The following is a 12,979-nucleotide window of genomic DNA, read 5'->3' as shown; positions in this document are numbered from 1 at the left end:
ATAGGATCTACATTCAGTTTTTGCATCTGTTAGAGAGGTCCAAGTTAATGAGCAAGAACCATAAGTTACATTTACAAAAACGAATGCACTGTTATAATCATATTAAAAATATTAAGTATCTCTTTTTCCAATTTCTCAAATTGTTAATACTCATTGGATTTCTGCTTGTTGCCAAACTCTTACTACAATATCTTTATCAACGTGCTTACTAATAGTTCTTCCCTTTCTCCTTTTAGACTAATTAGAAATAAAATCCAACTCGCGTAAAATAAATTTCCAAATGGATTCTTCACCCGTCACGACAGAAACTCTGCCTACCATTCCCATATGTAATTCATCAAATTCATTTGTATCAATTGAAGCTTCCATTTCATACATATATGTTTTGGAATCTTTATCAAAAATAGGGTGGGCAGATATATAAGTTACAGTCCCAACCTGCTTATCGGTCTTTTTTAATTTAAAGGAATACTGCGCTTTGTCTCCTTTTTTTATCCCTTTTACTTCTTGTGCAGGCATTAATATCTTTATCTTTTTGATATTTTCCTTTGGAATAATCGATATTAACTCTTGACCTGGGTCGACTAAATCACCTGTTTGTAAAATAGAGGGAAATTGTATAATACCATCCTTTTGTGCCTTTATAACAGTCGTTTCACCTTGATGATGTAAGCTATCCATTTCTTGTTTTTTTACAAATAGTTCTTGCTCTACTGACTGAATACGCTGATTAATTGAAACAAGAGCATCCTCTTTATATTTTCGTAAAGTAAATTTCTTTTGCTCTTGTTTTCCTTCCTTAACGGATTCAATTTTACTTCTTTCATTTTCTAATGTTACTTTTCTTTGTTCGACTCTTTTTTCTACATTAGTTTGTTGCGCCTCTAATGATTGAATCCTTTCATTAATTGAATCGATTTGTTCTAATGTCGTCTTTTCTTTCTGTTTTCGAGTAAATTTTAGCTCTCTTTGTATGTTTTCCTTTTCCGCAAGTAACCCTTGTAAAACCTCATCTTGTTCGTTAGGTAACTTATTATTCATGAGAGATTTAATCTCATTATCCTGTTCTTTTTCTAAAGCTTGATACCCTTGCTCATATGCCTTGTATTCATCACGTATTTTTTGATCTAAATCCTTAGAAAAAATTGCTTTTTCAGATTTAATACTCTGTTTTAGCTGTTCTAACATTGTTTTTTGTTCTTCTACATGTTTTATAATGTTATTTAGTTGCTTCTGTTTACCTGTTAACTCCTGGTTCTTCAATTGGAGTAAGGTCTCTCCTTTTTTTACTTCATCACCAGATTGCACAGAAATAGTGTCTACAATACCTACAATTTGCGTACGAATTGTACTGATATTTGATTTCCCTTCAACTATCGCAGTACCTTTGCTAACAATATCTACTTTACCAACATATGCCCAAATAGCAAAAACTAATAGACATAAAAAAAGAAAACTCAACAATATAGCTATAAAACGAGGCGGTTTTCTTTCTAATAACTCAACACTATCAGTTAATTCATCAAAAGAGTATATTTTAACCATATTGTCCACCTCGTATTGCATCAAATTCAGTCTCCAGATACTCCGCATGAACGGTTTGATTTTTCCATAGACGATAATACTCACCTTTTTGAGTTAATAATTCCTCATGAGATCCTTTTTCTAGGATATTTCCTTTTCCCATTACAAAAATTCTATTGGCATGTTGAATGGTACTAAGTCGATGCGCAATCATGATAACCGTTATGCCTTTGGATCCTAAGTCTTTTAACATATCTGTAATATGCTTTTCTGTTGTTGAATCTAAGTTACTGGTTGCTTCGTCTAAAATAATAATATCTGGTTTTTTTAACAGTGCCCTTGCAATAGCTAATCTCTGTCTTTGACCGCCAGATAGATTTGAAGCATTTTCCTCTAAATGAGTTTCATAGCGTAAAGGTAAATCACAAATAAATTCATGCGCACATGCACTCTTACAAGCTTGAATAATTTCTTCTAACGAAAGCATTTGTTCTAATCCAAATCGTAAATTATCATAAATAGATCCACTAAAGAAGAATGAATCTTGTGATACATAAGCAATACGATCTCTTAGTGCTGTACGATTAACCTCTTTTATATGAAATTCGTCATAATATATGTCACCTTTTTGTGGTTCATAATAATTCATTAATAACTTAGCAATAGTCGTTTTACCTGAACCACTTTCTCCTACAAATGCGACTTGGTGACCTGATTGAATCGAAAAGTTGATATTCTCCAACACGTTTTTACGTGTTCCATATCGGAATGTAACATCTGACCACTCTATCTTCCCAGATAATGCTTTAGGAGAAACTTTACGATATTCTGTTTCATCTTTTTCTCCATCTAAATCTAAAATTTCATTTAATCGTTCGCCAGCAACTAATGCAGATTGCATCGTAGGTTGAATACCGATTAAATTTTCAATTGGATTTAAGAAATATCCTAAAAGTGCATTATATGTAATTAATTCGCCAATTGTCATATTTCCTTTTAGGACTTGTATTGCTCCCACCCAAAGAATAACAGTACCTCCAATAAGTGCTAAAACCATTTTAATAGAACCTTGTAAATTTGATAACATTCCTCTTTTAAATGTATGTTTTAATAAGTTTACAAAGCGATTTTCTGTTTGAAAAAACACTTCTTTTTCCGCATTATAGGACTTTATTGTCGCAATTCCATTTAATGATTCCACTAAATACGATGTTAATTTGGCATTACTTTCCATCTCGTTACGATTTATGGTCTGATAGGGCTTATGAAATAAAAAAATAACCCCTATATAAAATGGGATGAGAAGTAATGTAACTACAAATAAAGTAGAGCTTTGCACATATAATAAAATACCACCCAACAAAACCATAACTGTATCAATCATTAATGTAATAGTAATTGTCGATAAAGCTTCACGTATTTTACTTGCATCCATAAAGCGGGAAATAATTTCACCGACTTTTCGGGTTTCAAAAAAATTCATAGGTAAGCCTACAACATGATGATAATATCCAAGCATTAATTGAATATCCATCCGTCTACTTAAATATAGAATGAGGTGCGTCCGAAAATAGGAGAGTAATACTTTAAAAATGTATAAAATAACAATTCCTATAGATACTATATGCAGTGTTTGTAACAATTGTTTCGTCACAATATCATCAATTAAGAACTTAAAATAAAATGCGCCAGCAAAACCAAATATATTAAAAAAAATAGAAGCTACAAATAGTGGAAGTAGCAAGCTCATTTGAGGTCTTAATAGTGAAAAAAATCGAGATAATGTCCCTTGAGATTGCTTCCCTTTTTGGAAATTCTGACGAGGAGCCAGTAGTATCAATATTCCTTGCCAAATCTGACCGAAATCAACCGATGTATATGTAACAAGGCCTTGTGCTGGATCTGCTACATAAATTTTACCGTTCTTTACTTTGTGTATGACTACATAATGAAGTAGTCCACCGTCCATAACGACATGAGCAATAGCTGGCAAAGGTATTTCTGACAATGCATCTATACTCTCTGCTTTTACACCCTTCGTATCAAAATCCAATCTATTAGCAGCTGTTAGTAAACCCTTAATGTTTGTGCCATGTAGGTCCGTTCCAGCAATTTCTCGAATTTTTGATATGGATATTGTAAGGCCATAGTGACGTGAAATCATAGCTAAACAAGCTGGACCGCAGTCTTTTAAATCGTGTTGTTTGATACAACGAAACTTCTTTCGAACCAATATACTACCTTCTCTCTCAGTGATAAAACTGCTAAGTTACAAAACATTTTATTATCTAAGTAGCAGATACGAAGTTTGCTATTACTTTTTACGTAGGATATTTACTGTTTCTACAAATGTAGTAGCATCTGCATTCGTAATTTTATTAAATTTCAAGAATTCATCATTGTACTGCATTCGGATTCGAATTCCGAAAATATTCTTTTTCAATGTGAATGAAGAGATCCCTTCATAAAGGAATTCTTCAACTATTTCGTTTTTAAAATTCATAAAAGGTGTTCCGTAAAAAATCATTCTTTGCTCAGTGGCAACTAATATGCCGGGACGAGCACAATTTCGGTTGACATATTGGTCGAATGAACATTGTAATGTACACAATATGTTTTCAGTAGAATCCAATTGTTCCTTTATTTTTCCTAATGACTTTTGCATTCCAAAAACTCCTTACAATTTTATTTTGAGTTAGGATCTATCTCTCTTAGCCATAAATCCTAACTCAAAATAAAAGTATTTACAGTAGTTAGGATATACTATTTATTTACTTAAAAAATTTTCAATACTATCTTTTAAAGCATTTAAGTTTGATTTGATTTCATCTAGCATAATGTCATCCTTTATTATAGAAAACATTTGAAAAGCCTTTGCATAATTCCCCACATTAAAATACAACATGCCTAATAGATAAAAGATATGATACCCATTAGAATTTATTATGGAATAAGGAGATTCGACCTTTCTCATATGTTGAAAACTTTTCTCGGTAAGAAGTGAAATTTGAGATGACTGGTATTCCCAGCTACTGATTAAATTATAGTATAATCCATCAATACAATACGGGAATCCATTAGATAATTCATTAGCAATTCCATGTAGCGCTTCAAAATTATGATTATTATGATAGAGATCTGCTAACATTAAAAGAGATAATAAATAAAAATGATTATTTTTTTGCTCATTTTTACTATTCTTTATTCCTTGTACGAGTGTATGAATTACTGCTTCATCAGAATAACCAGCTAATTTTCTTTCTCTGGCTAAGAAATAAAACCATCTGATGTTGTCTGGTTCAATGCGTACCATTTCATTTTCTAAATCTAGATTTCTTTTATATTTGTTTTTTAATTCAATTATTTCTGGCTTATACCCATCATGGTTAAGTACAAAATCAGTAGTAAAATAGATTAAGTCGTCCCCTTTTTTCTGGATATTATAACGTAAATCTTCATGGATCATTCCAAAGTATCTGAGATTATCATTCTTTTTAAAAATCCTTTTATTAAAATCCAACTCTTGGTTATCATGATTTTTAATTTTCGGACAGATAACCATTGGAGATTTAGGAAATTCATAAAATAATTCTAAGAAATCTCTTAAATCCTCTTGGTTGATTTCTAAATCCTCATCCGCATCAATCTGAAATATCCAATCGCCCGTCGAATAATCTATTAACTGATTTCTACATTCCGAAAAATCATCTTTCCACTCTGTGCAATATAATTTTACATCCGGGAATTTTTTTTGTATGATTTCTAGTGTTTTATCAGTAGAACCAGTATCTAAAACAATAATCTCATCTGCAAAATTTTTAATACTTCTAATACATCTCTCAATACATCTTTCTTCATTTAAAGTCATGATATTCACAGAAACCTTAATTCTTTTAGTGACTAGAAAGCTTTTTAACATTTCTATAAATTGTATATCACTTAAATGATTTATCTCATCAACTGTGCCTGAATGTAATTCAGAAAGTAATTCGTTAACTTCTTCTGAATATTTATGAATGTGGTTTAACAATGCTAATCGTTTCTTAACCTTTTTTAATAAGCTATTATCATCAATATTCATTGTTAATAATTTATTACATGCTATTTCAAAAAAATTTATATTATATCTTAATTCTTTTGAAACATAATTAAAGTTTGTCATATATCATCCCTGCTTTAATGTAATAGCTACAGGGTTAGTTTTGTAAACTAACCCTGTAGCTATTATTTATTAATAAAAGTTATTAACGGCTACCATATGATCCTTTTAAGTAACCACCGCCACTAGAAGTGTATGTGCTACCTTTAATATATGCGTCGCCCATACCGCAACCATAAGGGAAAGATACAAGTCCTCTACCAAAGTCTGCGCCCCATCTTAGATGGTCTCTCCAGCCTCCACCATTAATTTCTTCTAATTCAATTTCTTCTAGATTTTTTAATAAACTATTTTCTTTGTTTAAAGTTTTCATACATAACATCCTCCATTTTCAAAAATCATTATATAAATATATTGTAAGCTTACGATATTCATTGTACACCTATAAGGAAACGTTTTCAATAGTTTTTTTACAAAATATTAATCTTAGATTATATTTGCAGAATAATATATTCAGTACACATTTTCCAAGTTTGCCCATCATTATGATTAATAGTATAGTAAAGTAAAATACATAGTTCCTAACCAGGATTTATAATTTCACAACATGCCAAAGGAGTAGATCATGCAGAAACGTTTACATCATTTTATTTATAACTTAAGATTCCCTTATTTCATCATACTTATGACTATAGCTACATTTGTACTACCATTGTTATCCTTTCTTATACCAATAGAAGACGCGCAACAAAATCCGATTGAGGATATCTCTCTTATTCGGCAAGTTATATCTGGGTGTGTCGTAGCCCCGCTAATAGAAACAGCCCTTTATCAAATGTTTTTGTTTTGGATTTTAAAAGATATTCCATTTGTGCGTAAATACGATAATATCCCAACAATTTTTCTTTCAGCCATTATTTTTGGAACTATTCACTCATATGGGCTTTCCTATATAGTTTATAGCGCCCTAATGGGTGTCATACTAGGATACTCATATTGGATTTATCAAAAAAAGAAAGAAAAAACATCCAAAGCCCCCTCCGCCTATTGGGTTGTTTTTTTAATCCATGCATTACATAATTTATTTACCTTTCTATTAAAAAATTTCTTTTAAACAGATTATGATTTGAACAGCAATATAAGGAATTTTCAAATTAAAAATTATATTTCACCTCGAATTAAAAAATTCATAAAAAACGCTATTCTTTCTGTATATTTCTACAAGAAGAATAGCGTTTTTTTGATTTAAATTAATATGAGATTATATTGGTTTAATAATTTTTATTCTAGTTTAAACTTCTTGCAAAAACTTTACAGAATTAAATCCTTGTACAGCAAAGTTATGCTTCCTGTTGCTGACTAAAGTCCTGCATGGACTTTCCCGTATCGTAAATTCTGTAATCCCTTTTCATAATTATTGACTTACTTTTACTATCTCCTTTAAATATCTTTGCATATTTTGATTTACTGCATAGACATAACATCCATTTATCCCACGAGATAATAGCACGTAATAAATACGTTTAATATAGGATGTTAACTCCCCATTATTTATATCTGTTCCCTTAATTGGAAGACCATTTCGATCTTTATATTCTTTTGGGTTCACTACAATTTTAGCTTTATTTAAATCATAGTCTCCATTTTCTTCACCTGTATAGTCACAATCAATTTCAGCTCCTAAAATCACACCCACATAATTTAAATCCGCACCTTGGGTAGTATGTATACATCCTATTTCCTCTATACTATTCTCAAAGTTAATCCAACCTTTTACCTTTGAGTTCCATTTGAATGTATCGCCTGTAACAGGATCTTTTATATCATAATGATTTTTGTCCTTCTGTGTAATCCATTTCCAAGAATAACCGGCGACTACACGACATAATTCATATTTTTCATTTAACGCTTTCATAGATTGATTCAACTCTGTAATAGAGTCCATTACCTTAAAGTCATAACCCCGCAATAACCCTTCTTCATACACTCCAACATTATTTGCTATTTGTAAATATTTACGAAGCCATGCTAAATATTGATCTCCAGATTTTAAACGGAATTGTTTATGTAAAGGATGCCTCTTATAATTCGCTGTCAACTGCTGGAATACATCTGTATCTATATCTGCTGGTCGAATTGTTTGGTATGGATCATAAACCACAGTTAAGTGATACGCAAATGTTTCTATTAATTCCAACTCAGTTGTATAACCATTATCGGTGACTAAATGTTTTAAATCACGTGCTTGTTTACCAAAATATTGTTTTAGACGATGTGCTTCGTCCACAAAAACATATTTATATTTTGTGCCCCTACTTTTTGCCTGCTTAATAAATTGTGAAGGTGACAGTACTGTAATACTTTGTAGACCTAGTTTGTTCATCAAGCTCTTATATAAATTTAATGAGTGATTTTGTGGAACAACAAGTGCTATATCCTTATAATTCAATCCCTCTCTCGCTTTACCAGTTTCACTGTCATAAGCAAGCGCATATAAGATGTTTGTTAATACAATTGTTTTACCAGTACCCGGGTCCCCTGTAATCAAATGTCGACTATTTGATGTAGTAAGCATTGTATTAAAAATGTCTTTACAAACCTCAATTTGATTAGCCGATAACTCTTTAAACGGTGAATATTTATAAATAAATTTATTATGTATCTCACCTAAATTCTCACTTGCTACCCCTTCTTTAATTAACTCATTCCAAATTTCTTTAAACATACTTTGAACATCTTCAATGCCGTTATAAGAATGAATCTTTTGGCCCCTTACTTTATTCAGTAAGTTAAATTTATCATCTGCAGATAAATATTCAATTAACAATGTTTCAATATGCTTAATTGAACTTTCATTAAATAATTCACTTTTTATTACAATAACTTCATTGAATGTTTTAGCTTCATCACTTATATGTGCAACAAAACGCTCATATATATCTGTAGACTTACCTACATATAAATTCTTCTTATCCCGCTGAATATAGACTACTGGTATTCCATCTATTTTAGGATCTCTGATACAACCTTGCTCAAACTCTTTTCGCTTCTTTTTAATTATGTAAAATGAAGATAATTTTGCTGCAAATGATAGCATTTGAATAACTCCCTACTTTTTAATTTTAAGAATACTTAAGGATGTGTGGATTTCATACTTTTGAAATACAATCCGTACATCCAAATCATGATCTCAACCATCTGCTTTCTCATAACCATTTTAAAAAACTGTAAAACGATTTTCGCTTTACAGTTCGTTATATTTTTTATTACTCCCAAATGCTTTTTCTACAGGATATTTCTCTGCATTCTTTTCCAACTTAGCATGTACTACTTCTTCTAGATCGATATCTAATTTATCACTTAGCATAAGTAAATAGATCATTACATCGGCCATTTCTTCTTTTATTTCCTGCATTTTCGTCTCTGTTGCTTCTTCACTAGACTTCCATTGAAAAGTCTCAAGCAACTCTGATGCTTCTAAATTTAAGGAAATTGCTAGATCCTTCGCATTATGAAACTGCCCCCAATTTCTCTCATCTCGAAATTTTATAACTGCCTTTTGCAAATCTTCCATCATTATTAATCTCCTCTCAATTACTTACTATTTCTTTAAAACAAAATTCATTACATCTATAATTCCATTTAATTAACCTTGATCCAGATATAATCATCTTCATATTTAACAGTTAATTTTAATCGAATCCCCTTGATATAGTCCTCTAATTGTCTTGCAAAATCCTCATCATTGAATTGGTCATATTTATCTATGGCCAGATATAACTTAAATATATTCCCTTTCGTTAAATCAAACTCCCATTTCAAAAAATTATGTAGCATATTTTCCTTACTCATATAGTGATTAGCTTCCATATAATCTAGTAATTCATATAGATTATAGTATACCAAGTTATTTGGTTTAAGCTCTTCACATTTGGGACAATATTCTCTATATCTATCTTGTAATTGCATAATCATTTCTGTTCCACATTGACTACAGTTATACATGTACCATTCCCCTTTACTGGATAACACAATTCGTCTCTCTTATGTACTTCCTGTCCTTGAAGTTAAAAATTATACTATTTCACTTTAAAAATATTCCTCTTATGCCACTTAAAGTATAATTTATTTTCCGGTTGAATTCCTATCTTAGCTTTTGGTATTAATCCAAATTTCAAATAATCCGTTTCCACTATTAATGAGGAAATATGCAGTCGTCCCTGTCCATCAAATGTGATAAATCCTTTATCATAAAGAGCATCATGATTACAGCACAGTAGTACACCGTTATATGGATCTAAGCGTTCCATACTTGTACTATCTTTCCATGGCTTAGAATGACTTGCTCTTAACAATTCTGGTAAATCTATTCCACATAATGCACATTTTCCGCTCCAAAGCTCCATTAATTCCTCTCTAAATTTTTGCTGTCCAATTCGGATTTTCGCTTTTACTTCGGATTCCGTCTCAGCTATAACCGGAATTAATGTGTTGTTTTCTGTCCTTCTTACCGGATCAACTGCTAACTCTAATTGCTCATCATTTATTTTATAAATGTTTGAATCACCAATTAGTTCCATTAATTTAAGGGCTAATTCTTCATTACATGGATATAAATAACCTTGGTTTCCATTTGCATCTGATTGAAAAGGTGAATATTTAATTGGCAACAGGTGCGATATTTCTTCAAATTTCTCACGTATATTAATTGGTTTTTCTAACTCATGATATTTTAAAGATACCAAATAGCCTTCATCATTCCATTGATCATGGCTTTTCATAATCGATGGTTTATTCGATTCCTTGCAATCTTCTTCAGCGATACCAACTGCTACAATATTCCCTTTTACATAATGAAAGATCCGATCCCCCTCTTTTACATCCATCATTCTTTTCCATGAATGTGGTACATTACCGCCTCTATCCTTTTTAGGTGACCAAATAATTTCTAATCCTTTTTCCTCTTGATATGTATGCCCCTGCATAACAATAAAATGATTCATATACTCTCTCCTAAAGCGTTAACTCATTACGCTATTTTCTATTTAATATAATACTAAAAAACTCTCCTATGATTAGCAAATTGTCTGTTTCATTTTTAATACCAAACAACCTTCTCTACAGAAAAATTCTGCAATTCCTTTTACTCAACAATTGAGAAATCCAACTTTATATCCATTTATAAAAACAAAAGAGTTGACCCAAAAGGTCAACTCTTCTATTTTAAATTTTTTATTTCTCTTCTTCTTCTTTTTTTGCAATTTCCCGTTCATTTTTAGCGATTAAATCATGAAAATGTTCTTCTTTGTTTTCTTCAATATAATTCATAAGGTCTTTAAGTTCCATTTATATCGCCTCCTGTATTTATTATATCAATAATATAATAAAATGTCAGGATAAAATCTATTAATTATTTTATAAAATTTATACGATATAAATCATCTAAAAAACAAGGACTGATTTCTCGATAAATTGATTATTTCGAGATTCATCAACAATAATTTCTTTTACTCGTTTTGATTCTTTAAACGCAAAAACTTCTGGTTCCTTTCCTGTATTATCATATAAAGTATAGCAATCTATTAAATCTTTAATTTTAGAAAATGTAGTAGCTACTCTCATATGACTTTCTTCAATAATATGTTCAGGAACCAATCTTCCTGTTACTTTAAAACGCATATTAGATCGTTCCAAGGCCAGTTTTATTGGGACATCCACAATGATTGCTTTAATGCTGAAACCCGCTTGTCTTAATTGTTGAATTAACTTTATGTATTTCACTTCATTTTTCATTGTACCATCATACATGAAGTTTAGTTTTCTTTTCATGCAGATCTTTAATAGTTTCATGGTAATATCACTACTTTCATCATGAACTAAAAAAGCTGCTTGTTTCATTGACTCAATATCTTCAGATTCCATTGCATCTTGATACTCTGGTATTTTTTCTTTAATCTTATCAGGATCTATCCAAATCATATTTTGTTTCTGAAGTTTATACCCCTTACTTACTAACTCTCCAATTGAGCTTTTTCCAGCAGCAGAACCACCACCAAGTAATATAGCCTCAGGTTCTTGCTCTTGCTGCGGTTGATCATTTAGAAATAATTTAATGATTTCATTATGTAAAAGCTTACGTTCTATTGTATACTCCCCATTAATCACGTACTTTTCTCTAGTTGGTTTCAATTTTAATTCTCCTCTTCTATAGATGCATTATTGTGTCCCTTTAAAAATTTGAGACCTTTCCCTTTAACTGCACTTATTACTTCGGTATTTTGAAATCTCTATAAGAAATTTAACTTACTATAATTTCATATAACTCTTTTTGTTAGATGCTATAGGTTTCAATTCATCACCATATATCCCTTCTAAACAATCATATTTCTCTTTAGCTTAAAACCTACTTTATACATCCACTTAAACAAAAAAGGGCTCCTTTAAGTCGATTAATCGTGCATAGCAAATAAGCTATATACACTAATCGGCTCAAAGAAGCCCTTTCAAAATTGAAACAAGAAAAAACTTGCTTCTACAACTCAACCACAACACATAAGATGTGGGAATAAACGGAATCAAATAAACTAACAATATAATTATATATTACATAATAAAATTATAATTCTCAAGGATATTTCATTAAAATATTCCTACAGTGCTTCTACGGTAGGAATATCAGCAGGTGCCCACTTTAAATGCTTTAAATCTTTAATACTCATCCATTTTAGCTCTGCATGCTCAAGAGCTTTAGGCTTACCTGCCATGATTCTAGCTTTATATGTAGTAAGATGAACAACAATAGTTTCATACTCGTACTCGACTTCCTCTACCTTCTTATCTACAACTATTGTACATCCAAGCTCTTCTTTAATTTCACGAATTAATGCAGCTGGTGGCTCTTCTCCCTTGTTTATCTTACCACCTGGAAATTCCCAATAATTCGGTAACGTCATTGTAGGAGAACGTAATGCACATAAGACTTCATTATTTTCATTAACAATTACCGCACCAACCACTGATACTTTTCTCTTCATACTTACACACTTCCTTATACAGATTAATTAATACTTACTATCTTATATTAATTCATATTTTAATACCAAATTTTCCTTTTAAATGATGATTAACCTTTCATTTGCTAATGAATGAGCCAAAATAAAGCATCTAAAATCTCTAATATACTAAAATCTTTCGATTGACACTCCCACGGCTAAAGCCGCAAGTCCTACACCTTACGGTGTAACGGGATGGGATTCTTGAATGACTAAGCATTCGCAGTCCATTTCTGTTTTGAACAGCCTTCAAGATGAGGGTGTGCCATCACCCCTCCTAAGACAGACCATATAGGCTCTTAGG

General features: G+C 31.2%; 12 protein-coding genes. 1 reads left to right on the top strand and 11 read right to left on the bottom strand.

The features are described from left to right. Positions 1-237 precede the first annotated feature (237 nt). The 5 genes from ACS2FK_RS28910 to ACS2FK_RS28890 form a co-directional block, all read right to left on the bottom strand. Positions 238-1,545 carry an HlyD family efflux transporter periplasmic adaptor subunit gene (locus ACS2FK_RS28910; protein WP_063549707.1) on the bottom strand — a complete coding sequence of 436 codons (1,308 nt, stop codon included), beginning with the start codon at positions 1,543-1,545 and terminating at the stop codon, positions 238-240. Beyond that, complete coding sequence (locus tag ACS2FK_RS28905; RefSeq protein WP_063549705.1) at positions 1,538-3,757, bottom strand: peptidase domain-containing ABC transporter; 2,220 nt, start codon at positions 3,755-3,757, stop codon at positions 1,538-1,540. Before ACS2FK_RS28905 ends, ACS2FK_RS28910 begins: the two co-directional genes overlap by 8 nt. Before the next feature lie 81 nt (positions 3,758-3,838). After that, complete coding sequence (locus tag ACS2FK_RS28900; RefSeq protein ID WP_063549703.1) at positions 3,839-4,189, bottom strand: PH domain-containing protein; 351 nt, start codon at positions 4,187-4,189, stop codon at positions 3,839-3,841. Positions 4,190-4,291: 102 nt separating this feature from the next. Then, positions 4,292-5,686 carry a glycosyltransferase family 2 protein gene (locus tag ACS2FK_RS28895; RefSeq protein WP_063549701.1) on the bottom strand — a complete coding sequence of 465 codons (1,395 nt, stop codon included), beginning with the start codon at positions 5,684-5,686 and terminating at the stop codon, positions 4,292-4,294. An 82-nt stretch (positions 5,687-5,768) separates the two neighbouring features. Next, positions 5,769-5,996, bottom strand: coding sequence for a hypothetical protein (locus ACS2FK_RS28890; protein WP_000854592.1), 228 nt, complete (start codon positions 5,994-5,996; stop codon positions 5,769-5,771). 252 nt (positions 5,997-6,248) lie between these two features. On the opposite strand from ACS2FK_RS28890, the gene ACS2FK_RS28885 reads away from it, so the two are divergent. After that, complete coding sequence (locus tag ACS2FK_RS28885) at positions 6,249-6,737, top strand: CPBP family intramembrane glutamic endopeptidase (protein ID WP_063549699.1); 489 nt, start codon at positions 6,249-6,251, stop codon at positions 6,735-6,737. A 300-nt stretch (positions 6,738-7,037) separates the two neighbouring features. On the opposite strand, the gene ACS2FK_RS28880 is transcribed toward ACS2FK_RS28885, so the two are convergent. The 6 genes from ACS2FK_RS28880 to ACS2FK_RS28855 form a co-directional block, all read right to left on the bottom strand. Then, complete coding sequence (locus ACS2FK_RS28880) at positions 7,038-8,720, bottom strand: DUF2075 domain-containing protein (protein ID WP_063549697.1); 1,683 nt, start codon at positions 8,718-8,720, stop codon at positions 7,038-7,040. Between the two features lie 147 nt (positions 8,721-8,867). Beyond that, on the bottom strand, positions 8,868-9,197 hold the full coding sequence (locus tag ACS2FK_RS28875; RefSeq protein ID WP_000389841.1) for a nucleotide pyrophosphohydrolase: 330 nt from the start codon (positions 9,195-9,197) through the stop codon (positions 8,868-8,870). A 68-nt stretch (positions 9,198-9,265) separates the two neighbouring features. Continuing rightward, positions 9,266-9,628: a hypothetical protein gene (locus tag ACS2FK_RS28870; protein WP_063549695.1), complete on the bottom strand. Its 363-nt coding sequence runs from the start codon at positions 9,626-9,628 to the stop codon at positions 9,266-9,268. A 74-nt stretch (positions 9,629-9,702) separates the two neighbouring features. Further along, positions 9,703-10,626, bottom strand: coding sequence for an HNH endonuclease (locus tag ACS2FK_RS28865; RefSeq protein WP_063549693.1), 924 nt, complete (start codon positions 10,624-10,626; stop codon positions 9,703-9,705). A gap of 439 nt (positions 10,627-11,065) precedes the next feature. Further along, on the bottom strand, positions 11,066-11,812 hold the full coding sequence (locus ACS2FK_RS28860; protein WP_063549691.1) for a zeta toxin family protein: 747 nt from the start codon (positions 11,810-11,812) through the stop codon (positions 11,066-11,068). Positions 11,813-12,273: 461 nt separating this feature from the next. Then, the gene (locus tag ACS2FK_RS28855) at positions 12,274-12,657 is read right to left on the bottom strand and encodes a (deoxy)nucleoside triphosphate pyrophosphohydrolase (protein ID WP_063549689.1); all 384 of its coding nucleotides are present in this window, start codon (positions 12,655-12,657) and stop codon (positions 12,274-12,276) included. Between the last annotated feature and the right edge of the window lie 322 nt (positions 12,658-12,979).

This window comes from Bacillus cereus group sp. BceL220, from assembly GCF_051776965.1.
In the GTDB taxonomy this organism is placed as follows: domain Bacteria; phylum Bacillota; class Bacilli; order Bacillales; family Bacillaceae_G; genus Bacillus_A; species Bacillus_A cereus.
This window is presented reverse-complemented; position numbering and strand designations above follow the sequence as displayed.